This is a genomic window from Pseudomonas marginalis, from assembly GCF_008692035.1.
GTDB lineage: Bacteria > Pseudomonadota > Gammaproteobacteria > Pseudomonadales > Pseudomonadaceae > Aquipseudomonas > Aquipseudomonas marginalis.
Window position 1 is genome coordinate 1,917,347 of sequence record NZ_VTFG01000002.1, and the last position, 22,532, is coordinate 1,939,878.

Genomic DNA, 22,532 nt, shown 5'->3' on the forward strand with positions numbered 1-22,532 from the left:
CCTGAGGAGTATGTAATGAGGATTCGAGCCCTGCCCCTGCTGCTGGCTATCACCGCGAGCCTGGCCGCCACTGCGGTCCAGGCCGCAACCACGGGCACCTTGCGCTTTACCGGCCAGGTCAACGCCGGCACCTGCAACCTGGCCGCCGGTGATGTGACCCGCACCATCACCCTGCCCTCGATCAAAGTATCGGATTTTGATTCATCCGAAGAAGTGGGTACGACAAATTTCGACATTACCGCCGAGTGCGAATCGGACATTCAAAATGTGTTCTTTCTGTTCGCGGGCACTCCGTCCAGCGGCAATGGCGCATTGTTCGCCAACACCGGAACCTCAGCCGGGACGGCGCTCTCGCTTTCCCACCGAAACGTCGCTGACATTCCCGCCAATGGTTCTGTCGCCGAGCGCACCCGCCAGATCGCCACAAGCGGCGCAAGAGCGTTGTTACCGATGAATGCGTCGTACCGAAAAACCGGCACCCCAATTACCGCGGGTACCCTGGACAGCACTGTCACCGTTTCCATTACTTACAATTGATGGGGAACCGCGCACAAAAAAAATGCCCAGCCTTTGCAGGCCGGGCATTTTTTACGCGTCCCGGAAAAATCAGGACTGACTGGTTGGCGTCGGGGTGACCGGCGTTGCAGTCGGGGTGGCGGCTGGCGTGGGTGCCGACACCGAGTTGGCCGCCGAAGCAGCCGGTGCCGTGGTTGCCGGCTTGGCGGCAACAGCAGGCTTAGGCGCTGCCGGTTTTTTCGCTGCAGCTGGCTTCTTCGCCGCAGCAGGTTTGGCGGCTGGCTTGGCCACCGGTTTCGCGGCAGCTGGCTTGGCTGCAGGTTTAGCAGCGGCAGGCTTGGCCGCGGGTTTGGCGGCTGCGGGCTTAGCGGCCGGTTTTGCGGCGGCCTTGACTGCTGGCTTGGCCGCAGGTTTGGCAGTTGCTTTCGCAGCCACGGGTTTAGCGGTGGCCTTGGCAGCCGGTTTGGCCGCTGCGGTTTTGGCAGCCGGTTTAGCGACTGCTTTTACAGCTGCCTTGGCCGCGGGTTTTGCAGCTGGCTTGGCGGCAGCTTTCACCAGAGGTTTGGCAGCCGTTTTAGCCGCTGGTTTGGCAGCGGCCGTTTTTGCAGCAGGCTTGGCAGCCGGTTTAGCGGCGGCCGCTTTCACTGGAGCCACTTTGGCACCGGTCAGTTTTTCGATTTGCTTTGTCAGGGTATCGACCTTGCTGTGCAGGGTCTTCAGCTCAGCTTTACTCGGCACGCCCAGGCGCGAAATAGCACTGTTGAGGCGCTTGTCCAGAGCCCCTTCGAGTTCGCCCCAAGTACCCAATACCTGTTTCTTCGCATCACTGATGCGCGAACCGGCAGTGGCTTTAGCAGCACCTACTTGTTTACCCACTGCGCTCTTGGTCAACTTCTCGGCTTTCTCGCCGTCCTTAACCAACGTCTCGAAGAGTTTACTGCCGTCACTGTCGATCTTCGAGTAAACGCCTAAACCAGCCAGCCAGATCTTGCGGGAATACTCTTCAACTTTCCCGACCCACGAGCTGCCTTCTTTCTGAGTAGTCTTTTTAACAGCCATCCCGATGTCTCCTTAGTGTTTACGCGCGACACGTTCGAGCAATGCCGTCAGCTCTTCGAGCTTAGCAGAGAGTGTCTCCACGTCATGTTTAGACGCAATGCCAATTCGATTCAAGGCACTGGCAACGCGAGTATCAAAAGCTTTTTCAACTTTATCCAGCTGAACTTCTACCAGACCTTTGACCGCGGAGACATTACTCTTTACTTGATCAATCTGACTGTTGGCTGCATCAAGTTGTTCCACTGCAACTTTTTTGCCTTTACTTTCAACATGTTGACCGGTTTTAACCAGCTCTTTGAAGTAGTCGCCGCCCTCGCTGCCGACCTTCGCGTAGGCACCAAGACCCGCCAACCAGATCTTGCGGGCGTAGGTTTTAACGTCACTCAACGCGCCGGTCTGAGCATCGATTTTTTTCTTCAGGATAACTTTGGCCATGGTGCACCTCACGCAGAAAAGGGGGGAGGAACGGCCCGCAGGAGTTGAGGACCTGGGCACAAAGTAGGCTGGAAAATTAGAATCGGCACCCTAAGTACTCGCGGATCAGGCCAAGGCTTTATCCAGGGCTTTCTCGATTTCGGACTTGATGGTGCCACTCATGGCCGACATCAACAGGCCCAGTTCCACATCAATGCGCAGCGAATCATCCGCCACCAACACGGTGCCTTTAACCCCCGAACGCTTGAGGTTCAAGGTATCGCCGGACCACGAGGGCTCCAGGCCATATTGCTCCTGGAGTTTATGCGCCAACTTCTCGGCCTTTGCGCGTGCCCCTTCTTTACCCAGGGAATGTGCACGCTCAACGGTTATACGGGCCATTACGATGACTCCTCTTTATAGGGATTTGAATACCTTGAATGCGGCAAAAGGTCTCGGTGCCTGCCTATCTTACCTGCAGCCTTGCCAAGACAAAGCAGGCCTTGGGGATTATCATGTCCCGCATTCTCTTTTGGTGACAGCGATATGACTGATCAGCGCAAAGGCAGCGATGCCGAACCCACCACTCACTTCGGTTTCAAGAACGTCCCGGAAAGCCAGAAGGCGGAAAAAGTCGCTGAGGTGTTCCACTCCGTGGCAGCCAAGTACGACCTGATGAACGACGTGCTCTCCGGCGGCATGCACCGCCTGTGGAAACGCTTCACCATCGAGCTGTCGGGGGTACGCACCGGCAACCGCGTGCTGGACATCGCCGGCGGTACGGGTGACCTGGCGGCCAAGTTTTCCAAGCTTGTCGGCCCTACCGGCCAGGTGGTGCTGGCGGATATCAACGGCTCGATGCTCAAGGTCGGCCGTGATCGCCTGCTCGACAAAGGCGTGGCCGGCAATATCGAATTCGTCCAGGCCGACGCTGAAAAGCTGCCGTTCCCCGACAACCATTTCGACTGCGTGACCATCGCCTTCGGCCTGCGCAACGTGACCCACAAGGAAGACGCGATCCGCTCGATGCTGCGCGTCCTCAAGCCGGGTGGCCGCCTGTTGGTACTGGAGTTCTCCAAGCCGACCAACGCGCTGATGTCCAAGGTCTACGACACCTACTCCTTCGCCTTCATGCCGTTGATGGGCAAGCTGATCACCAATGACGCCGAAAGCTACCGCTACCTGGCCGAATCGATCCGCATGCACCCCGACCAGGAAACCCTGAAGTCGATGATGGTAGAAGCCGGTTTCGACCGCGTGACCTACCACAACATGACTTCGGGCATTGTCGCCCTGCACCGTGGCATCAAGCCCTGATGCTGCTCAAAGGCCTTCTCGCCAGCGTCGAACACGGGATCAACCGTGTACTGCGCCTGGACAGCACCGCCCTGGCACGGCTCGCGCACTTGAACGGCAAGGTCATCGCCGTGGACTGCAGCAGCCCCGCCCTGCAGCTGTTTATCCTGCCCAGCGATGAAGGCCTGCTGCTCGCCACTCAATGGGCTGCCGAAGCCGACTGCACCCTGCGTGCACCCGCCTCCAGCCTGTTGCACCTGGCGCTGAGCCGCAACAAGACCGCCATCCTCCACGGCCCCGAAGTGCACCTGGAAGGCGACAGTGCGGTCCTGATGGACCTGGCCGCCGTGCTGCAGGACCTGGAACTGGACTGGGAATACGAGCTGTCCCGCTGGATCGGCCCCGTCGCCACCCAACTGATCAGCGGGCACCTGCGCAGTCGCACGCGCTGGTACCAGCAGGGGTTCGCCAGCCTCAACCAGAACCTTGCCGAATACTTGAGCGAAGAATCGCGCACCCTGGTCGGCGAACGAGAAGCGCAAGCGCGCTTTCGTGAGCTCGACAAGGCCAAAATCGACCTGGAACGCCTCGAGGCCCGCTTCGAGCGCCTGAGCCGTTCCCTTGATCCAAGCGATAACGCATGAAGCTGCTCGCCGTCCGCCGTTTGTTCCGTATCCAGCGCGTCGTAATCCGCTACCGCCTCGATGACCTGCTGTTCGCCCTGCCCTTGCCATGGTTCCTGCTGGCGGTGCGCTATGTGCTGCCTTGGCGCTGGTTCCCGCGCAAACAGCTGGAGTTGAGTCGAGGCGCGCGCCTGCGCCTGGCGTTGCAGGACCTGGGGCCGATTTTTATCAAGTTCGGGCAGATCCTCTCCACGCGCCGCGACCTGCTGCCCGAAGACATCGCCGACGAACTGATGCTGCTGCAGGATCGCGTGCCGCCGTTCGATTCCCAGCAGTCGATGAAGCTGATCGAAGAGCAACTGGGCAAGAAGATCAGCGAGGTGTTCAGCCGCTTCGACGTCGAACCGCTGGCCTCGGCCTCGGTGGCGCAAGTGCACGCCGCGCAGTTGAAGAGCGGCGAAGAAGTGGTGGTGAAGGTGATTCGCCCGGGCCTCAAGCCGATCATCGGCCAGGACCTGGCGTGGCTGTTTATCCTGGCCCGCGCCGCCGAACGTTTCTCTGCCGATGCGCGCCTGCTGCACCCGGTGGACGTGGTCGCCGACTACGAAAAAACCATCTACGACGAACTCGACCTGCTGCGCGAAGCGGCCAACGCCAGCCAGCTCAAGCGCAACTTCGAAGGCTCGCCGCTGCTGTACGTGCCGCAGGTGTACTGGGACTGGTGCCGCCCGAAAGTGCTGGTGATGGAGCGCATCTACGGCGTGCAGGTCACCGACCTCGCGACCCTGGCCGACCAGCGCACCGACATGAAGATGCTTGCCGAGCGCGGCGTGGAGATCTTCTTCACCCAGGTGTTCCGCGACAGTTTCTTCCACGCCGACATGCACCCCGGCAATATCTTCGTCAGCACCGTCAACCCGTGGAGCCCGCAGTACATTGCGATCGACTGCGGCATCGTCGGCAGCCTGACCCCGGAAGACCAGGACTACCTGGCGCGCAACCTGTTCGCCTTCTTCAAGCGCGACTACCGCCGCGTGGCGCAGTTGCACATCGATTCGGGCTGGGTGCCGGCGGAAACCAAGCTCAATGAATTCGAAGCGGCGATCCGCACCGTGTGCGAGCCGATCTTTGAAAAACCCCTGAAAGATATCTCCTTCGGCCAGGTGCTGATGCGCCTGTTCCAGACCGCGCGGCGCTTCAATATGGAAGTGCAGCCGCAACTGGTGCTGCTGCAAAAAACCCTGCTCAACATCGAAGGCCTGGGCCGTCAGCTGTACCCGGACCTCGACCTGTGGAACACCGCCCAGCCGTTCCTGGAACGCTGGATGCGCGAGCGGGTCAGCCCGAAAACCCTGCTGGGCAACCTGCACAGCCAGTTCGAACAGCTGCCGCACCTGGCCAACATGACCCGCGACCTGCTGGAGCGCATGTCCCAGCCCCATGCCAAAGACCCCGCACCGCCCTGGCAGAAGCGCAAGGACGACTGGTTCCTGCGCCTGCTGGGGGCCGCGCACCTGGTCGGTGGCGTGATGCTGGCCATTGGCGGGCCGCTGAACCAACTGGGCCACTGGCCGGCCGGCATCATGGTCGCCGTGGGTGTTTATCTGATCGTGCGTCGATAGCCAATCCGGTTATACACTGTCGCAAATTGCCGGAGCCGAAAATGAAAGACTGGCTGGACGAGATCAAGTGGGACAGTGACGGCCTGGTGCCGGCCATTGCCCAGGACTACAAGACCGGGCGCGTGCTGATGATGGCCTGGATGAACCGCGAGGCCCTGAGCCTCACCGCCACTGAGCAGCGCGCCATTTACTGGTCACGTTCCCGTGGCAAACTGTGGCGCAAGGGCGAAGAGTCCGGGCACGTGCAGACCCTGCACGAGATGCGCATCGACTGCGACGCCGACGTGGTGATCCTCAAGGTCGAGCAGATCGGCGACATCGCCTGCCACACCGGCCGCCACAGCTGCTTCTATCGCGTGTTCGAGAACGGCGAATGGAAGGTCGTGGAGCCGGTGCTCAAAGACCCGCACGCCATCTACTCGGCAGGACACTGACCATGAGCGATACCCTCAACCGTGTGGCCCAGGTGCTGGAGGACCGCAAAGGTGCGGACGCCGACAGCTCCTACGTCGCCAGCCTGTACCACAAGGGCCTGAACAAGATCCTGGAAAAACTCGGCGAAGAGTCCATCGAGACCATCATCGCGGCCAAGGACGCGCAAATCAGCGGCGATTGCAGCGATGTCATCTATGAGACCGCCGACTTGTGGTTCCATAGCCTGGTCATGCTCGCCCAACTGGGGCAGCATCCACAGGCCGTGCTGGATGAACTGGACCGTCGCTTCGGCTTGTCCGGGCACGCCGAAAAGGCATCGCGCCCGTCCGCCTGAATAACTTTTACTAGAGGATTTGCAGCATGGGCATTTTTGACTGGAAACACTGGATCGTCATTCTGGTAGTGGTGGTACTGGTATTCGGCACCAAGAAACTCAAAAACCTCGGCACCGACGTGGGCGAGTCGATCAAGGGCTTCCGTAAAGCCATGAACGACGATGAGAAGCCTGCCGACCCGGCCGCCAACCCGGTGCCACCGGCCCAGCCTGTACACCCCCAGGCCACCCAGCCGATCACCGAGCGTCGCACCTTCGACGTGCAGGCTGAAAAAGTCGAAGAGCCGACCCGCAAAGACTCGTGAGCACTGACTAATGTTTGGTATCAGCTTCTCTGAACTGCTGCTCGTCGGCCTGGTTGCCTTGCTGGTACTGGGGCCGGAACGCCTGCCCGGTGCCGCACGCACGGCCGGCCTGTGGATCGGGCGCCTGAAACGCAGTTTCAACGCCATCAAACAGGAAGTTGAACGGGAAATCGGCGCCGACGAGATCCGTCGCCAACTGCACAACGAACATATTCTGTCGTTGGAACAGGAAGCCCGGAAGATCCTGTCGCCGGTGCAGGAGCCCGCCAAACCGGTGGAGCCTGTGGCCGAGCACAGCATCGCGCCTGCGCCAGCGGTGGATACCCAGCCCGCCGCCCCGACCCCGACCCCGACCGCTGCAACCGAGCCTGCGCCGACGCCCGCTGCGTCGCCCGCGCCCCATGACCCTACATTGCCGCCGCGAGCCCCATGAGCGCTGATAAACCGGAAAACGACCAGCATATGCCGCTGGTCTCGCACCTGACCGAGCTGCGGACCCGCCTGCTGCGTTGCGTGGCCGCGATCTTCGTGATCTTTGCCGGGCTGTTCGCCTTTACCCAGCAGATCTACACCTTCGTCTCCACGCCGCTGCGCCAGTACCTGCCGGCCGGCGCGACGATGATTGCCACCGATGTGTCATCGCCCTTCCTCACACCGTTGAAGCTGACGATGATGGTCTCGCTGTTCCTGGCGATCCCGGTGATCCTGCACCAGATCTGGGGCTTTATCGCGCCGGGCCTGTACAAGCATGAGAAGCGCATCGCCGTGCCCTTGCTGGTGTCGAGCATCCTGCTGTTCTACACCGGCATGGCCTTCGCCTACTTCCTGGTGTTCCCGTTGATCTTCAAGTTCTTCGCCGCCGCCACCCCGGCCGGCGTGGAGATGATGACGGACATCACCAGCTACCTCGACTTCGTGATGACGCTGTTCTTCGCCTTTGGCGTCGCCTTCGAAATCCCCGTGGCCGTGGTGTTGCTGGTGTGGATCGGCGTGGTCAACGTGCAGTACCTGAAGAAGATCCGCCCGTACGTGATCATCGGCTGCTTCGTGGTCGGCATGATCCTCACGCCGCCGGACATCTTCTCCCAGACCCTGCTGGCCGTGCCGATGTGGATGCTGTTCGAGATCGGCATCCTGTTCAGCGGCCTGATCAGCAAGCGTGGCGATCACCCGGATGACCAACCCGCAGACGACGACCAGCCGCCAGCGACCCAGCCGTGAACCTGCTGCTGCTGTTCGATGCCGACTTTATCGCGGCCGACCGGGTGATCCTGCGTGATCGGCGCCTGGTGCATATGCAGGAAGTCCACCGCGCCGCCGTAGGCGACAGCCTGCGGGTCGGGCGCCTTGGCGGGTTGATGGGCAACGCGCAATTGCTGCGCCTGGAAGCCCGTGAAGCCGAACTGCAAGTGAGCTTCGACCAACCACCGCCGGCCAAACTGCCCCTGACCCTGCTGCTGGCCCTGCCACGTCCGAAGATGCTGCGTCGGGTGCTGCAAACCGTGGCGGCCATGGGCGTGCCGAAAGTGGTGCTGGTCAATAGCTACCGGGTGGAAAAAAGCTTCTGGCAGACCCCCTTCCTGGAGCCCGAGGCCATTCGCGAACAACTGATCCTCGGCCTGGAACAGGCGCGGGACACGGTACTGCCGGAAATCCTTATCGAAAAGCGCTTCAAGCCCTTCGTCGAAGACCGCCTGCCGGCCATGACCGCAGGCACCTTTGGCCTGATTGGCCATCCCGGCGACTACCCACCCTGCCCACGCGGCCTGGACGAACCGGTCACCCTGGCCATAGGCCCGGAAGGTGGCTGGATCCCCTATGAGGTGGACCTGCTGGCCAAGGCCGGCTTGCAGCCGGTGCAATTGGGCGCCCGCATCCTGCGCGTCGAAACGGCCGTCACCGCCCTGCTCGCCCGCCTTTTCTAACCACACCGCATAACCCTTTGGGAGGGGGCTTGCTCCCGATAGCGGCGGGTCAGTCAGCATTTCTGATACTGAACCACCGCTATCGGAGCAAGCCCCCTCCCACAGGGGACAGCGTCGCTACAGAATTCCGTATGCAAGCCGATAACCCGTGAATAAGTCCAAGCCTTGTTCCAGGGGAGTTCGCAACATGTATCGTTGGTTAGCCGAAAAGCTGGGGAATGTCAGCGTCAAAACCAAGCTGGCGGTGGGCTTTGGCCTGGTATTGCTGTTGACACTGATGATCACCTTCACCGGCTGGAGCGGCCTGGGCGACGTGATCAGCCGTGGTGACAAGCTGGGTTACATCTCCAGCCTCAACGGCTTGACCAAAGACCTGCGCCTGGCACGCCTTGACTACGAGATGCGCCGTGGCGAACAAGGCCCGACCGCCGTCAGCGAACTGCTGAACAAGCTGGACACTGGCCTGAAGACCGCACGCAGCCTGATCGAACAACCCACGGATGCCGCCCTGGTCGATGAGCAATTGGCCGCCGTGGACCAGTACAAGCGCGCGTTCAACGATATGGTGCAGGCAGGCACCAACCGCGAAAATGCCCGCAGCAAGCTGGGCGATACCGCCGATAATGCGGTACTCAAGGTCAGCGAAGTGGAGAAATCCCTGCTGCAAGGCGACAGTGTCACGCTGTTCAACAGCGTGGTGGACCTGAGCAAACTGATCCAGCAAGCACGCTTCCAAGTACGGGGCTACACCTACAGCGGCAAGGTGGAGGCCGAGCAGCCCGCGCTGGATGCCATCGACAACGCGCTGAAAAAAATCACCAGCCTCACCAGCCAAATACCTGATCAGTATTCAGCCAACCTGCAACAGGCCAGCGTCTCACTGCAAGCCTACCGCGCCGCCGTCAGCCAATACCGCGACTCTCAAGTGGCCAGCGCAGCGGCACTCAAGACCATGTCTGCCCAGGGCGATATCCTGCTGGGCCACAGTGACAAACTGACGGTTTCCCAGACCGCGGTACGCGATGCGGATGCCGCGCAAGCCAAATACTTGCTGCTAACGGCCACCGTGCTGGCGCTGATCTTCGGCCTGGTTGCCGCCTGGGCCATCACCCGCCAGATCATCCTCCCCCTGAACCAGACCCTGCAGGTCGCCGAGCGTGTCGCGTCGGGCGACCTGAGCCACAACCTCACCTCCTTGCGCCAGGATGAGCTGGGCCAATTGCAACGCGCCATGCAAAGCATGACCGTGGGCCTGCGCGAGTTGATCGGCGGCATCAGCGAAGGGGTCACCCAGATCGCCAGCGCTGCCGAGCAACTGTCGGCCGTGACCGAACAGACCAGCGCCGGGGTCAACAGCCAGAAAGTCGAGACCGACCAGGTGGCCACCGCCATGAATGAAATGGCCGCTACCGTGCAGGAAGTGGCGCGCAATGCCGAGGAAGCCTCGGAAGCCGCGCTGGCCGCCGACCAGCAGGCCCGCGAAGGCGACAAAGTGGTCGGCGAAGCGATCGCCCAGATCGAACGCCTCGCCACTGAAGTCGGCAACTCCACGGTCGCCATGGCCGATCTGAAGCGCGAAAGCGACAAGATCGGCAGCGTGCTCGATGTGATCAAGTCCGTGGCCCAGCAAACCAACCTGCTGGCGCTCAACGCAGCCATTGAAGCGGCACGGGCCGGTGAGGCCGGACGCGGTTTCGCGGTGGTGGCCGATGAAGTACGCAGCCTGGCCCAGCGCACCCAGAAGTCCACCGAAGAGATCGAAGAGCTGATCGTCGGCCTGCAAAGCGGCACCCAGCAGGTAGCGAACATCATGGACAACAGCCGTGGCCTCACCGACAGCAGTGTCGAGCTGACCCGCCGCGCCGGCAGCGCCTTGGAGAACATCACACGTACGGTCTCGACCATCCAGGCGATGAACTCCCAGATCGCCACCGCCGCCGAGCAGCAAAGCGCCGTGGCGGAAGAGATCAATCGCAGTGTGTTGAACGTGCGCGATATCTCCGAGCAGACGGCTTCGGCCAGTGAAGAGACCGCCGCATCGAGTACCGAACTGGCGCGCCTGGGCACTCATCTCCAGGCGCTGGTCGGCCGCTTCAGGGTCTGACCCCTTCCCCGCGTGGCGACCCGCCCTGGGTCGCCGCCTGCAATCTGTGAAATTTCCTACGCATTTATCAGCCCCACCTCTGCGCCGAGAGAACTAGCGTTCAATTCAGCTCAATGTGCCTGCGCACGTTGAGAACGCCCACTGTTCACTTGTCGGAGGTTGATCATGCTTCGTCGAATGACTTACCTGCTGGGTGACGCCAGTGTCACTCTCAAACTGGCCCTGGGCTTCTCCCTGGTCCTGGCATTGAGCCTTGTGATTGCCGTGACTGGCTGGCAAGCGCTGGCCGCGTCCCTTTACCGCTCGCAGACCCTGACCGTGCTCGCGCAACTGGCCGTGACGGGTGAAGAACTGCGGGCCGACAGAATCGTCTACCGAACCCTGGACGATACCAACAGCCTCAACAAATTGAGCGTGAGCATAGAAAAAATCGACGGATTCCTGAGCGAGCTTTCCAACCGGCTCAAAGTCCCCAAATCCATTCAATACCTGCAGGAGATGACCCGCCTCTCCGCAACGTTCAAAACCACGCTCAAGGAGGTGCCCGCCCTGGTCGAGAAACGTGAGAGTGCCCGTGAACAACTGAAGCAGAGCTCCGTACGCACCGGCGACGTGCTGGCACAACTGGCCAGCGACTTACCCGACCAGGAGGATGAAAAAGCCCTCGATGCCATCGAAAACCTGCGCCAGGCCATAGAGCAGGCGGAGGATCGCGCCCAAACCCCTGCCTGGGCCGCCAGCTCGCTGGATGCCTACGCCCAGGCCGTCAGCGACGCCGAGCGCAACCTCGAACTCGCCCAGGCTGGCGTAGCAAAATTGCCGGTCGACAGCGGCGCCCTGAAAAATACCGTGCTCAGTATCCGCACCCACCTCACACGCCTCAAGGACACGCAACTCACAACCGAGGGCGCGCAAAAGCAATTGGAACAGCAACTGGACGAACTGCTCGCCCAGAGCGACCTCTTGAGCCAGGACCAGACTCAGCGGCGCGAACGCGAAGCCGAACAGGCCCGCACCCAAACCCTTGGTACGACCGCTGCCGCCTTGCTGCTGGGCACTCTGGCAGCCTGGCTGATTGCCGGGCAAATCGTGAAACCGCTGCGCAAAGCGCTGTCCGCTGCCAATCGCATTGCCCAAGGCGACCTGAGCCAAGATGTGCAGTCCCGACGGCGTGACGAGTTGGGTCAACTGCAACGCAGCATGAGCCAAATGACGCTGAACCTGCGGGGGCTGATTGGCAACATCAGCGACAACGCGCGGCAAATTGCCAGCGCCGCCGAGGAGCTCTCCACCGTGACCGAACAAACTCGCGCAGGGGTGAATAATCAGCGCGATGAAACCGAGCAGGTCGCCGCCGCCATGAATCAGATGCTCGCCACCGCCCAGGAGGTTGCGCGCCACGCCGAGCAGGCTTCGCTCGCCGCCGGACAGGCCAATCAACAGACTGAGCTGGGCGATCAGGTGGTGACGGATGCCGTGGCGCAAATCGAGCACCTTGCCCATGAAATGGCGCGCGCAGGCCAGGCCATGATTGGGCTGCAACGGGAAAGCCAGAAAATCAGCAGCGTGCTGGATGTGATCAAGTCCGTGTCACAGCAGACCAACCTGCTGGCGCTCAACGCCGCGATAGAAGCCGCACGGGCCGGCGAGGCCGGTCAAGGCTTCGCGGTGGTCGCCGATGAGGTGCGCGGTCTCGCCCAACGGACCCAGCAGTCCGCCGAGGAAATCGAAGAGCTGATTGGCGGCCTGCACAGCGGTACACAACAGGTGGCCGACATCATGGACTACAGCCGCACCCTGACCGACAACAGCGTCGGCCTGGCCCGTAATGCCGGGGACTCCCTGACGGAGATCGCCCGCACGGTGTCGGTCATCCAGGAGATGAACCCGCAGATCGCCGCTGCCGCCGAGGAGCAAAGTGCGGTGGCCGAAGAGATCAACCGCAGCGTATTGAAAGTACGCGACGCCTCGGAGCAAACCGCCGCCGCCAGTGAACAGACGGCAGCGGCCAGTATCGAACTGGCGCGGCTGGGAACGGATTTGCAGCAATGCGTGGGGCGGTTCAAGGTATGAACGCCCCGCGCCCTATAGCACCTGGCGCAGGAACGCCTGGGCGCGCGGGTCTTTGGGCGCCGCGAAGAACTCGGCCGGGGCCGCATCCTCCAGCAACTTGCCATGATCGAAGAACAGCACCCGGTCCGCCACTTCACGGGCAAAACCCATCTCGTGGGTGACGCAGACCATGGTCATGCCTTCAAGGGCCAGGGTCTTCATCACGTCCAGCACCTCGCCGACCATTTCCGGGTCGAGGGCCGAGGTGGGCTCGTCGAACAGCATCACCTTGGGCTCCATCGCCAACGCCCGGGCAATCGCCACCCGCTGTTGCTGGCCGCCGGAAAGCCGCGACGGGAACTCGTTGGCTTTCTGCGCAATGCCGACCTTTTCCAGCAGCGCCAGGGCCTTGGCTTCGCGCTCCTTCTTGCCGCGCTTGCGCACGACTTTCTGCGCCAGGCACAGGTTTTCCAGCACGGTCATGTGGGGGAACAGGTTGAAGTGCTGGAACACCATGCCGACTTCACGGCGATAGGCATTCACATCGGTTTTCGGGTCGGCCAGTTGCAGGCCATCGATGCTCACCGAGCCCGAATCGAATTCTTCCAGGCCATTGAGGCAACGCAGGAACGTGGACTTGCCGGAGCCGGACGGGCCGATCACCACCAGCACTTCGCCCTTGGCCACCTGGGTGGTCACATGGTCCACCGCGCGCACCACATGCCCGCGGGTATCGAAGACTTTTACCAGATCGCGGACTTCAATCACTTTGGGCGAGCCTCCGCTCAAGCCGGCTGGCCATTTTCGACAGCGGCAGGTTGATCAGCAGGTACAGCCCTGCGACGCAGAACAGGATTTCAAACGGCGAGAACGAGGTGGTGATCACTTCGCGACCGCTTTTGAGCAGCTCGGTAATCGCGATCACCGAGACCAGCGAGGTGTCTTTCACCAGGCTGATAAATTGCCCGGCCAGCGGCGGCAACACGCGCTTGAAGGCCTGCGGCAGCACCACATGACGCATCGACTGGCTGGCGCTCAGGCCCAGGGAGCGAGCCGCCTCGTTCTGGCCACGGGTGATGGACTGCACGCCGGCACGGACGATTTCCGCCACATACGCGCCGGTGAACAGCGACAGCGCGGCGATCCCGGCGAATTCCCGGGACAGGTTGAGCACCGTGCCGATAAAGAAGTAGAAAATAAAGATCTGCACCAACAGCGGCGTGCCACGCACCAGCTCGACGTAGATCGTCGACAGATCGCGCAGGGTCGGGTTATTGGACAGTCGGCACAACCCGGTGGCAAGACCGATCGCCAGGCCGAGAATCCCGGATACCACCGACAGCCACAACGTGGTCCACAGGCCCCACATCAAGGGGCCCAACGCCCAATGGCGGTTAACCCCGATGACGTCGCCTTCGGCCACATCATCGCCGCGCGCCACTTGCAGGCTGTTGTCGGCCACGCTCACACGCTGTTCGACGCCGGCATCGTTGCGCAGGGTGACTTCGGCCACATCGCCCTTGCGGACCAGCTCCACGACAGTGGAGATGTCCGCAGCGCGCTGGGACTCTTCGGCCTGGTAGGCGAAGTATTGCGGGACCCGGTTCCAGCGCCACTCGTAGGACATCAGCGAGGTGGCGTAATACAAGGCGCCGGCCAGGCCGACCAGCACGACGACGGTCAGCAGGTGCCAGGGCCATTGGGCTTTTTTCTGTTTCATCTACTCAGCATCCAAAAAAATCGAGGCCCGCACACCTGATGTGGCGAGCGGGCTCCCCACATCAAGCCCTCTCACACCAGAAAACAGTCCCGCTTTATTCCATGTCCTTGAGCCACTCGGAGCTCTTGAACCACTTGTCATGGATGCGATCGTAGGTGCCGTCGTTCTTGATCTGGTGCAGGAAGTTGTTGATGAAGTTGATGCTGTCGTAGTCACCCTTCTTCAGGCCGAACGCCAGGGGTTCAAAGGTGAAGGGTTCTTCAAGGAACACCAGCTTGCCGTTACCGACTTTTTTCTCGGCGACCACGTTGTACGGCGCGTCATACACGAAGGCATCGGCCTTGCCGTTGACCACGTCCAGCACACCTTCCTGCTCGTTGTCATAGCCGTGGTACTTGGCCTTGGAGATCAGCTTCTTGGCGACCATCTCACCGGTGGTGCCGAGCTTGGAGGTCAGGCGGTACTTCTCGTCGTTCAGGTCTTTGTAGGACTTGATGGTGCCTTCCAGGTCCTTGCGGATCAGCAGGGTCTGGCCAACCACGATGAAGGGTTCGCTGAAGTTCAGGCGCAGGTTGCGTTCCTGGGTCAGGGTCATGCCGCTGCCGATCATGTCGAACTTGCCGGTGAGGAACGCCGGGATGATGCCGTCATAGCCGGTGGACACCAGCTCCAGCTTGACGCCCATGGACTTGGCCATGGCCTTGAGGATATCGACCTCGAACCCAATGATTTCGCCGCGTTTGTCGGTCATTTCGAACGGCATGTAGGTCGGGTCCATGCCGACTTTCAGCGTGCCGCGCTTGACCGCATCATCGATGGCACCGGCCTGGGCGGCATTGGCCGAAACCAGCGCGGCGACACCGAGCAGCAGCATCGAAAGATACTTTTTCATCATCAAGTCCCCTGAACGATTCTTATACGGTCGGCGCGCAAAAGGGCTGCACCAATTCGGGGTGCGATCCTAACCCACTCATTGCCTGTCACAAAGGTTTCACGGGTATTTGTTATCTGCGTATGTCGGAAAAGTCCCACAACAACGCAGCCAGCTGCTGGGATAGACGCTTGCGTTGGCAGCGCTGGCAACGGATTGATGTGTAAGAAGTTATGACTTCCAGTCGACCTCTACCAGCCAGTCCATGTCCTTGAACCACTTGTCGTGCAAGCGATCGTAGGTCCCGTCCTGGGCGACTTGATTGAGGAAATGGTTGATCCAGTTGAGGCTGTCAAAATCGCCTTTCTTCACGCCAAACGCCAAGGGCTCAAAGGTGAACGGCTGTTCAAGCGCCAGCAGCTCGCGGTTTTCCGGCAGGCTCAGGGCGATCAGGTTGTAGGGCGCATCATAAATAAAGGCATCGGCGGCACCGTTCACCACTTGGCGCACAGCTTCCCGGGGCGTTGCAAAACTGCTCAAGCGCGCCGCCCCCAGGAAGCGTTGCGCCGCCGCCTCGCCAGTGGTGCCCTGGACGGTGGTGACACGGTAAGTGGCGTCGTCCAGGTCTTCGACACTGGCGACCTTGTCCTTCAGGCTGGGGTGCAGCAACACGGTTTGCCCCACCACGATAAAGGAGTCGCTGAAATTCAGCTTCAGGTTGCGCTCCTGGGTGACGGTCATGCCGCTGCCGATCAGGTCGAACTTTTTCGCCTGCAGCCCAGGCAGCAACTCGGTATAGGGCACGCTGACCAATTCAAGCTCAACGCCCAGGGCCTGGCTCATCACCTTGAGCAGGTCGATTTCAAAGCCAACGATACGACCCTCTTTATCGGTCATTTCAAAGGGGACATAGGTGGGCGTAGTACCCACTTTCAACACACCACGCCGAACCGCATCGTCGATGGCACCGGCCTGCACCAGACCAGCGTGAATCAATGCAATAACGCCGATCAGCAATGCCGAACAATACCTTTTGATCATGAATCCCCCTGTGACCAAGTCAAATTTGGGGGGCGATCCTACCCCACTCGCGGGTACGCAAATACGCCTCGCACAAGGGACTTTTGTTTCGAAATAACAAGGAGTTAGGGCGGTAGAAAAACGCTGTAGGACCAGCGCTTCGAACGCCCCCGAAGTGAACCCTCGGGGGCGTCTGAATCAGGCCGGTTGGGCCTGGGACGACAGCGGTTGCAGCGGCAGTAACGGCGCGTGCGGGTCGGCCTTGATCGAGTTCCGCCAGGCAGCGAGCCACTCGGCATGCCCTTCGCTCCAGACCTGCTCATGCAAGCGGGCCAGGGCTACCGGGTCGCTGAGCAACGCCAGGCGTTCGCCGTTGTTGAGGCCGGCAGGGCCGACTTTCAACGCGTGGCGCACACGTTCGGTACGCAGGTACTCGATGGGCTCGGCCTGACCGTGACGCGAGGTCGCCAGGGCACAGGCCAGTGCGTTCTGCTGCGGGTCGACCACCGAGCGCACAAAGCCGTCTTTCAGCGCGTGCCAACGGTTTTCGTGGGTGTACTTGTCGGTGGACAGCAACGCTTGCGGCGGATTGTATTCCTCAGGGATCAGGAACAGGCTCTCATCGCGGGACTTCAGTCCGAGGTTGACCCGGCTGGAGATCACCGACACCGGGATCGACAGCATCAACGAACCCACGATCGGCACCAGCCACCACAGGAAGCTCGGGTTCAACCACACCACCAGCAGGGCCCAGAAGAAGCCAAGCAAGGTCTGCGTGCCGTGACGCTTGATCGCTTCGCCCCACGGGGTGGAGTCGTCGTCACGCTGCGGCGAGTTCCAGGTCGCGGCCCAGCCGAGGAACGCGGCGAGCACGAAACGGGTGTGGAAAATCATCCGCACCGGCGCCAGCAGCATGGAGAACAGCATCTCCAGCAGCATGGACATCGTCACCTTGAACTTGCCACCGAACTCTTTCGCGCCCTTGGCCCAGATCAGGATGATGCTCAGCAATTTCGGCAGGAACAGCAGCACGATGGTGGTGGAGAACAGCGCCACCGCCTTGTCCGGGTGCCATTGCGGCCACAGCGGGTACAACTGGCGTGGCGCCATGAAGTACTGCGGCTCCATCAGGGTGTTGACCGCCAGCAAGGCCGTCGACAGCACCAGGAACAGGAACCACAACGGCGCCGACAGGTAGGACATCACACCGGTCAGGAACACCGCGCGGTGCACCGGGTGCATGCCCTTGACCAGGAACAGGCGGAAGTTCATCAGGTTGCCGTGGCACCAGCGACGGTCACGCTTGAGTTCATCCAGCAGGTTCGGCGGCAGTTCTTCGTAGCTGCCCGGCAGGTCGTAGGCAATCCACACGCCCCAGCCGGCACGGCGCATCAGCGCCGCTTCAACGAAGTCGTGGGACAGGATGGAGCCGGCGAATGCACCTTTACCCGGCAATGGCGCCAGGGCGCAGTGCTCGATAAACGGTTTCATGCGGATGATCGCGTTGTGACCCCAGTAGTGGGATTCACCCAACTGCCAGAAGTGCAGGCCGGCGGTGAACAGCGGGCCGTACACCCGGGTGGCGAATTGCTGCATGCGCGCATACAGGGTGTCCATGCCCGACGCACGCGGCGCGGTCTGGATAATCCCGGCATCCGGCGTGGCTTCCATCAGGCGCACCAGGCTGGTCAGGCATTCGCCGCTCATCACGCTGTCGGCGTCGAGAACCACCATGTACTTGTAGTCGCCGCCCCAACGACGGCAGAAGTCGTCGAGGTTGCCGCTTTTACGCTTCACGCGACGGCGACGGCGGCGATAGAAGATCTTGCCGAAGCCACCCGCCTCACGGCAAACGTCGAGCCAGGCTTGCTGCTCGGCGATGCAGATGTCGGCCTCGTTACTGTCGCTGAGCACGAAGAAGTCGAAACGATCGAGGTCACCGGTGGCGGCCACCGATTCGAACGTCGCGCGCAAACCGGCGAATACCCGCGGCACATCTTCGTTGCAGATCGGCATGACCAGCGCGGTGCGCGCGTCTTTCGGGATCGGCTCGTCGCCGGCACTTTTACCGGAAATCCGGTATTTATCGTGGCCGGTGAGCAGTTCGAGGAAGCCCATCAATGCAGTCCAGAAACCGGCCGAGACCCAGCAGAACAGGATCCCGAACATGATCAGGATGCTGGTCTGCAGGGCGTAAGGCAGCACCTGGGTGGCGGTTTGCAGCAGGGTCTGGTTGCGGATCTCGTCGAAGTCGACCAGCGACCAGCCCTGGTACGGCATGATGCCTTTCATGTACCAGCCGGCCACGATGGTCTGGCCGAGCATCAGCACCAGCAGGATATAACGACGAATCGAACCCACGGTACGCCAACGGGCTGCCGGCAATACGCGCTCATCCTTCGGCGGGGTCGGCGGGTTGCTGCGGCCGGTGATCCGCCGCCAGCCGCGCACCAGGATATTGGTGCGCCACGGTTCAGGCACCACGCGGGTACGGCGGATGGGCGGCGTGGCCTTGAGGCACACGCGCCCACTGGCGTCGAGCCCGAGCATTTCGGCGTCTTGCAGCTCTTCGGCCGTGCTGAGGGTCAAGCGGGGACCCACCGACGCCTGGGCGGCGTCGACGGGTGCATCGAACGCCTTGGACGACAAGCGCTCGTGCAACTCGGTGAAGGATGTGCAGCCCGCCAACTCGGCGCGCTGCTCAGCGGTCATCGGAAGATGCGCCAGGTACTCGGAGAGAGTCTCTGGCTGGACTTGAGAATTACTCATCGGCAGGCAACTGATAGCTCCAGGTTTCGGTCAGGACTTGCTCGGTCTTGATCGGCTCCGGTGTGGCTGGGGCAGCTTCTGGCTGCTTGGCTTCCTTGTCTTTCGCGTCTTTCTTGGCCTGTTTCTCGTGTTGCTTGGCCAGGACCTTGTCGGCCTTCAGCACCTGGGTCGAAACATGCTCAGGCTCAGGCGGCGTGATGTCCTGGACCAGGGCTGCACGCATCTCGGTCGGCTTGCCTGCGTCCTTGATCTTCATACGCAGGGTCAGGCGCCAGCCTTTGGTGTGTTCGTTGTAGCGCACGCTGTTTTCTACCAGCTCGGCATTGTCACTCACGCTCACCTGGCTGCGCACCGGGGCGTCCGGCAGCAGTTTCTTCAGGGACGGGCCCTCGAAGTCCACCAGGTACGCCACGCTGCCATCCGGCTGACGGATCAGGTTGGATTGCTTCACATCACCGGTGGAGCGCAGGGTCTGCTTGACCCAGGCGCTGTCCGGCGAGTGGAACGCGGCATCATCGAGGGTCCAGTGCAGGCGGTAGGCCACTTCCAGCGGCTTGCCGACTTCCGGCAACTCCGCCGGGCTCCAGAATGCAACGATGTTGTCGTTGGTTTCGTCGGCAGTCGGGATCTCGACCAGGTCGACGGAGCCCTTGCCCCAGTCGCCTTCAGGCTCGATCCACGCGCTTGGACGCTTGTCGTAGTTGTCGTCGAGGTCTTCATAGTGGCTGAAGTTGCGACCCCGTTGCAGCAGGCCGAACCCACGCGGGTTCTCCACGGTGAAGTTGCTGACCGACAGGTGTTTAGGGTTGTTCAGGGGGCGCCAGATCCACTCGCCGTTGCCGGCATGGATCGACAGGCCGCTGGAGTCATGCAGCTCGCGACGGTAGTTGAGCACCTTGGACGGCTGGTTGGCGCCGAACAGGAACATGGAGGTCAACGGGGCAACGCCCAGTTTGCTGACCTTGTCACGCAGGAACATCTGGGATTTCACATCGACAACCGTGTCGGTGCCCGGACGCAGGATCAGGCGATAGGCGCCGGTCGCACGTGGGGAATCCAGCAGGGCAAAGATCACCAGGTGCTTGTCACCCGGTTTTGGACGCTCGATCCAGAACTCGGTGAAACGCGGGAATTCTTCACCCGACGGCAGCGCGGTATCGATCGCCATGCCACGGGCGGACAGGCCATAGACCTGGTCCTTGCCGACGACGCGGAAATAGCTGGCGCCGAGCATGGTCATGATTTCGTCTTGCTTGTCGCCCTTGTTGATCGGATACAGCACACGGAAACCGGCGTAACCCAGCTGCTCGGTGGCTTTAGGATCAAACTTCACGTCACCGAAATCGAAGCGAGTCGGGTCGTATTTGATTTCCTGGACGCTGTCGGCGGTCACTTCGTTGATTTTCACCGGTGTATCGAAATGCATACCCTGGTGATAGAAGGACAACTTGAACGGGGTGTTCTGATCGGCCCATTCGGCTTTTTCGTTGCGGAAACGAATCTTCTGGTAGTCCGCGAACTTCATTTCGCGGAATTCGTTCGGCAGATTGCTGCGCGGAGCTTCGTATTTCTGCCCGGCCAGCTCTTTTGCCTTGGCCGACACATCATCCAGACTGAATGCCCACAGTTGACCCGCGCCGAACAGGCAAAACAGGGCAGAGCCCGTCACCAGTGCGTTTCGTAACCGTTTGGCAGACAATTTTGGTGCATTACAGGGACTAACAATCACGAGCAACCCTCGCCGAAAACAGATCAAAAAACCAACGGCCAGCTATCTATATGCCAGGTTGGCGAGCATTGTTCCGACTCCCCTGGGGCAAAATGATTCCCCAGTGGTTACCGGACAAGTCTCTACCTAAGTCAAAAATGGACCAAACAACGCTGATCCCCGTAGCGCGCGATTATCTAGTAGCCCGCGAGACAACGCATCAGGGACAACGAAGTATTTGTAGCGAAACCCTACGTTTTTAGGCATTAAAGTCGTTTTTAATACATTCATGTCTGTAAGAGAAAGGTCACAGGGCCATCATTGACCAAATGCACCTGCATATCCGCACCAAAACGCCCCGAGGCCACCTTGCCATGCAATTGTTGCGCTTGTAACAGCAAGTGATCAAAAAGCGCCGCTCCCAGGGCCGGCGGCGCAGCGGTTGAGAAGCTTGGCCGCAGGCCGCTCTTGGTATCCGCCGCCAGGGTGAACTGCGACACCAGCAGCAATCCCCCATCGATATCCTTCAACGACAGGTTCATCTTGCCCTCGTCGTCGCTGAATACCCGGTAGTTAAGCAGCTTGTGCAGCAGTTTGTCGGCACTCTCGGGCGTATCTGCAGGTTCGACGGCCACCAGCACCAGTAAACCCTGGTCGATAGCCCCGACGATTTCGCCCGCCACTTCGACCCGGGCGCCACGCACCCGTTGCAGCAAGGCCTTCATGCTTCTTCTGGCGGCAGATCAAGCAGGCGCCGTGCCATTTCGCCGGTCGCGCGCACCAGTGCATCGGTAATCCCGGGCTCGGACGCCGCATGGCCCGCTTCACGGATGACCTGCAGTTCGCTGTTCGGCCAGGCCTGATGCAGCTCCCAGGCGTTATCCAGCGGGCAGATCATATCGTAGCGGCCATGGATGATGACGCCAGGCAGATGGGCGATCTTGTGCATATCGCGAATCAGCTGGTTGGGCTCCAGGAAGGAGTTATTGGTGAAGTAGTGGCATTCGATACGGGCGATGGACAGCGCGCGCTGAGGCTCGGAAAAGCGCTCCACGTGCTGCGGGCTCGGGCACAGGCCGAGCATGCGCCCTTCCCAGCCGGACCAGGCCTTGGCGGCGTGCATCTGGGCGATCTGGTCGTTGCCGGTCAGGCGCTTGTGGTAGGCCGCGATCATGTCGTGACGCTCATCGGCGGGAATCGGCGCGATGTAGTCCTGCCAGTAGTCCGGGAACAAGCGGCTGGCACCGGCCTGGTAGAACCATTCGATGTCCTGGGGGCGGGCGAGGAAAATACCGCGCACGATCAGGCCATGCACACGCTCGGGGTGGGTTTGCGCGTAGGCCAGGGCCAGGGTCGAGCCCCAGGAGCCGCCGAACAGCACCCATTTGTCGATGCCAAGATGTTCGCGGATGCGCTCGAGGTCGGCGACCAGGTCCCAGGTGGTGTTGTTTTCCAGGCTGGCGCGCGGGGTGGAACGGCCGCAGCCACGCTGGTCGAAGGTGACGATGCGGTACAGGTTGGGATCGAAATAGCAGCGGCTCTGGGCATCGCAACCGGCGCCAGGGCCACCGTGGATGAATACGACAGGCAAGCCTTCGGGGGAGCCACTTTCATCGACATACAACGTGTGGGTGTCATCGACGGCCAGATCGTGCCGGGCGTAGGGTTTGATCTGCGGGTACCAAGTCTGCATTGCGCGCTCCGTAGGGGGTCGGGTTCATCCCTGGGGGGACGTCTTTTATTTTGCCGTCTGGCACTA

22 protein-coding genes and 2 pseudogenes are annotated in these 22,532 nt (G+C 61.2%); 13 read left to right on the plus strand and 11 right to left on the minus strand.

The window, feature by feature from the left end:
- Nucleotides 1-15: 15 nt before the first annotated feature.
- The gene (locus FX984_RS29020) at nucleotides 16-537 is read left to right on the plus strand and encodes a fimbrial protein (protein WP_027605026.1); all 522 of its coding nucleotides are present in this window, start codon (nucleotides 16-18) and stop codon (nucleotides 535-537) included.
- Nucleotides 538-606: 69 nt separating this feature from the next.
- Here the strand turns inward: FX984_RS29020 and FX984_RS29025 are convergent, their stop codons facing one another.
- From FX984_RS29025 to FX984_RS29035, 3 genes are all read right to left on the minus strand, one after another.
- Nucleotides 607-1,575 carry a phasin family protein gene (locus FX984_RS29025; protein WP_146476826.1) on the minus strand — a complete coding sequence of 323 codons (969 nt, stop codon included), beginning with the start codon at nucleotides 1,573-1,575 and terminating at the stop codon, nucleotides 607-609.
- A 12-nt stretch (nucleotides 1,576-1,587) separates the two neighbouring features.
- Nucleotides 1,588-2,010 (minus strand): phasin family protein, encoded by a 423-nt coding sequence (locus FX984_RS29030; RefSeq protein ID WP_027605028.1) that lies wholly within the window; start codon nucleotides 2,008-2,010, stop codon nucleotides 1,588-1,590.
- A gap of 105 nt (nucleotides 2,011-2,115) precedes the next feature.
- Complete coding sequence (locus tag FX984_RS29035; RefSeq protein WP_027605029.1) at nucleotides 2,116-2,391, minus strand: polyhydroxyalkanoic acid system family protein; 276 nt, start codon at nucleotides 2,389-2,391, stop codon at nucleotides 2,116-2,118.
- Nucleotides 2,392-2,535: 144 nt separating this feature from the next.
- On the opposite strand from FX984_RS29035, the gene ubiE reads away from it, so the two are divergent.
- From ubiE to FX984_RS29090, 12 genes and pseudogenes are all read left to right on the plus strand, one after another.
- Nucleotides 2,536-3,306: a bifunctional demethylmenaquinone methyltransferase/2-methoxy-6-polyprenyl-1,4-benzoquinol methylase UbiE gene (ubiE, locus tag FX984_RS29040; protein WP_003171186.1), complete on the plus strand. Its 771-nt coding sequence runs from the start codon at nucleotides 2,536-2,538 to the stop codon at nucleotides 3,304-3,306.
- Nucleotides 3,306-3,929, plus strand: a complete 624-nt coding sequence (locus tag FX984_RS29045) for a ubiquinone biosynthesis accessory factor UbiJ (RefSeq protein WP_027605030.1) — start codon at nucleotides 3,306-3,308, stop codon at nucleotides 3,927-3,929. The genes ubiE and FX984_RS29045 overlap by 1 nt, the downstream gene beginning before the upstream one ends.
- Nucleotides 3,926-5,530: a ubiquinone biosynthesis regulatory protein kinase UbiB gene (ubiB, locus tag FX984_RS29050; protein WP_027605031.1), complete on the plus strand. Its 1,605-nt coding sequence runs from the start codon at nucleotides 3,926-3,928 to the stop codon at nucleotides 5,528-5,530. Before FX984_RS29045 ends, ubiB begins: the two co-directional genes overlap by 4 nt.
- 41 nt (nucleotides 5,531-5,571) lie before the next feature.
- Nucleotides 5,572-5,964 (plus strand): phosphoribosyl-AMP cyclohydrolase, encoded by a 393-nt coding sequence (gene hisI / locus FX984_RS29055; protein WP_012721796.1) that lies wholly within the window; start codon nucleotides 5,572-5,574, stop codon nucleotides 5,962-5,964.
- 2 nt (nucleotides 5,965-5,966) lie between these two features.
- Entirely contained in the window at nucleotides 5,967-6,299 is a 333-nt protein-coding gene (locus tag FX984_RS29060; protein WP_027605032.1) for a phosphoribosyl-ATP diphosphatase, read from the plus strand.
- 26 nt (nucleotides 6,300-6,325) lie between these two features.
- Complete coding sequence (locus tag FX984_RS29065) at nucleotides 6,326-6,604, plus strand: twin-arginine translocase TatA/TatE family subunit (RefSeq protein ID WP_003171180.1); 279 nt, start codon at nucleotides 6,326-6,328, stop codon at nucleotides 6,602-6,604.
- 10 nt (nucleotides 6,605-6,614) lie between these two features.
- On the plus strand, nucleotides 6,615-7,037 hold the full coding sequence (tatB, locus tag FX984_RS29070; protein ID WP_027605033.1) for a Sec-independent protein translocase protein TatB: 423 nt from the start codon (nucleotides 6,615-6,617) through the stop codon (nucleotides 7,035-7,037).
- Complete coding sequence (tatC, locus tag FX984_RS29075; protein WP_027605034.1) at nucleotides 7,034-7,825, plus strand: twin-arginine translocase subunit TatC; 792 nt, start codon at nucleotides 7,034-7,036, stop codon at nucleotides 7,823-7,825. The genes tatB and tatC overlap by 4 nt, the downstream gene beginning before the upstream one ends.
- Entirely contained in the window at nucleotides 7,822-8,529 is a 708-nt protein-coding gene (locus FX984_RS29080) for a 16S rRNA (uracil(1498)-N(3))-methyltransferase (protein ID WP_092358737.1), read from the plus strand. Before tatC ends, FX984_RS29080 begins: the two co-directional genes overlap by 4 nt.
- Before the next feature lie 277 nt (nucleotides 8,530-8,806).
- A pseudogene (locus FX984_RS33315) lies at nucleotides 8,807-9,775 on the plus strand (methyl-accepting chemotaxis protein); the annotation flags it as partial.
- A 144-nt stretch (nucleotides 9,776-9,919) separates the two neighbouring features.
- Nucleotides 9,920-10,633, plus strand: a complete 714-nt coding sequence (locus FX984_RS33320) for a methyl-accepting chemotaxis protein (protein WP_370671261.1) — start codon at nucleotides 9,920-9,922, stop codon at nucleotides 10,631-10,633.
- Between the two features lie 165 nt (nucleotides 10,634-10,798).
- Entirely contained in the window at nucleotides 10,799-12,706 is a 1,908-nt protein-coding gene (locus tag FX984_RS29090; protein WP_027605037.1) for a methyl-accepting chemotaxis protein, read from the plus strand.
- Nucleotides 12,707-12,718: 12 nt separating this feature from the next.
- Here FX984_RS29090 and FX984_RS29095 read toward each other — a convergent pair whose 3' ends face one another.
- The 8 genes and pseudogenes from FX984_RS29095 to pip form a co-directional block, all read right to left on the minus strand.
- The gene (locus FX984_RS29095) at nucleotides 12,719-13,453 is read right to left on the minus strand and encodes an amino acid ABC transporter ATP-binding protein (protein WP_027605038.1); all 735 of its coding nucleotides are present in this window, start codon (nucleotides 13,451-13,453) and stop codon (nucleotides 12,719-12,721) included.
- Complete coding sequence (locus tag FX984_RS29100) at nucleotides 13,446-14,405, minus strand: amino acid ABC transporter permease (protein ID WP_065925730.1); 960 nt, start codon at nucleotides 14,403-14,405, stop codon at nucleotides 13,446-13,448. The genes FX984_RS29095 and FX984_RS29100 overlap by 8 nt, the downstream gene beginning before the upstream one ends.
- 94 nt (nucleotides 14,406-14,499) lie before the next feature.
- Complete coding sequence (locus tag FX984_RS29105) at nucleotides 14,500-15,297, minus strand: transporter substrate-binding domain-containing protein (RefSeq protein WP_027605040.1); 798 nt, start codon at nucleotides 15,295-15,297, stop codon at nucleotides 14,500-14,502.
- Between the two features lie 210 nt (nucleotides 15,298-15,507).
- Nucleotides 15,508-16,317, minus strand: a complete 810-nt coding sequence (locus FX984_RS29110; RefSeq protein ID WP_027605041.1) for a transporter substrate-binding domain-containing protein — start codon at nucleotides 16,315-16,317, stop codon at nucleotides 15,508-15,510.
- 175 nt (nucleotides 16,318-16,492) lie between these two features.
- Nucleotides 16,493-19,065 (minus strand): annotated as a pseudogene (gene mdoH, locus FX984_RS29115) (glucans biosynthesis glucosyltransferase MdoH); the annotation flags it as partial.
- Nucleotides 19,058-20,737, minus strand: coding sequence for a glucan biosynthesis protein G (locus FX984_RS29120; protein ID WP_222935589.1), 1,680 nt, complete (start codon nucleotides 20,735-20,737; stop codon nucleotides 19,058-19,060). The pseudogene mdoH and the gene FX984_RS29120, both read right to left, overlap by 8 nt.
- A 323-nt stretch (nucleotides 20,738-21,060) precedes the next feature.
- Complete coding sequence (gene dtd / locus FX984_RS29125) at nucleotides 21,061-21,498, minus strand: D-aminoacyl-tRNA deacylase (RefSeq protein ID WP_027605044.1); 438 nt, start codon at nucleotides 21,496-21,498, stop codon at nucleotides 21,061-21,063.
- Nucleotides 21,495-22,466, minus strand: coding sequence for a prolyl aminopeptidase (gene pip / locus FX984_RS29130; RefSeq protein ID WP_027605045.1), 972 nt, complete (start codon nucleotides 22,464-22,466; stop codon nucleotides 21,495-21,497). The genes dtd and pip overlap by 4 nt, the downstream gene beginning before the upstream one ends.
- Nucleotides 22,467-22,532: the final 66 nt, after the last annotated feature.

Bases quoted from the DNA above. Each gene is read 5' to 3' on its own strand.
- hisI (WP_012721796.1), top strand. From the start codon at position 5,572: ATGAAAGACTGGCTGGACGAGATCAAGTGGGACAGTGACGGCCTGGTG.
- FX984_RS29110 (WP_027605041.1), bottom strand. From the start codon at position 16,317: ATGATCAAAAGGTATTGTTCGGCATTGCTGATCGGCGTTATTGCATTG.
- FX984_RS29045 (WP_027605030.1), top strand. From the start codon at position 3,306: ATGCTGCTCAAAGGCCTTCTCGCCAGCGTCGAACACGGGATCAACCGT.
- tatB (WP_027605033.1), top strand. From the start codon at position 6,615: ATGTTTGGTATCAGCTTCTCTGAACTGCTGCTCGTCGGCCTGGTTGCC.
- ubiE (WP_003171186.1), top strand. From the start codon at position 2,536: ATGACTGATCAGCGCAAAGGCAGCGATGCCGAACCCACCACTCACTTC.
- pip (WP_027605045.1), bottom strand. From the start codon at position 22,466: ATGCAGACTTGGTACCCGCAGATCAAACCCTACGCCCGGCACGATCTG.
- FX984_RS29025 (WP_146476826.1), bottom strand. From the start codon at position 1,575: ATGGCTGTTAAAAAGACTACTCAGAAAGAAGGCAGCTCGTGGGTCGGG.
- FX984_RS29020 (WP_027605026.1), top strand. From the start codon at position 16: ATGAGGATTCGAGCCCTGCCCCTGCTGCTGGCTATCACCGCGAGCCTG.
- FX984_RS29035 (WP_027605029.1), bottom strand. From the start codon at position 2,391: ATGGCCCGTATAACCGTTGAGCGTGCACATTCCCTGGGTAAAGAAGGG.
- FX984_RS29065 (WP_003171180.1), top strand. From the start codon at position 6,326: ATGGGCATTTTTGACTGGAAACACTGGATCGTCATTCTGGTAGTGGTG.
- FX984_RS29030 (WP_027605028.1), bottom strand. From the start codon at position 2,010: ATGGCCAAAGTTATCCTGAAGAAAAAAATCGATGCTCAGACCGGCGCG.
- FX984_RS33320 (WP_370671261.1), top strand. From the start codon at position 9,920: ATGAATGAAATGGCCGCTACCGTGCAGGAAGTGGCGCGCAATGCCGAG.
- FX984_RS29090 (WP_027605037.1), top strand. From the start codon at position 10,799: ATGCTTCGTCGAATGACTTACCTGCTGGGTGACGCCAGTGTCACTCTC.
- dtd (WP_027605044.1), bottom strand. From the start codon at position 21,498: ATGAAGGCCTTGCTGCAACGGGTGCGTGGCGCCCGGGTCGAAGTGGCG.
- FX984_RS29100 (WP_065925730.1), bottom strand. From the start codon at position 14,405: ATGAAACAGAAAAAAGCCCAATGGCCCTGGCACCTGCTGACCGTCGTC.
- ubiB (WP_027605031.1), top strand. From the start codon at position 3,926: ATGAAGCTGCTCGCCGTCCGCCGTTTGTTCCGTATCCAGCGCGTCGTA.
- FX984_RS29105 (WP_027605040.1), bottom strand. From the start codon at position 15,297: ATGAAAAAGTATCTTTCGATGCTGCTGCTCGGTGTCGCCGCGCTGGTT.
- FX984_RS29060 (WP_027605032.1), top strand. From the start codon at position 5,967: ATGAGCGATACCCTCAACCGTGTGGCCCAGGTGCTGGAGGACCGCAAA.
- tatC (WP_027605034.1), top strand. From the start codon at position 7,034: ATGAGCGCTGATAAACCGGAAAACGACCAGCATATGCCGCTGGTCTCG.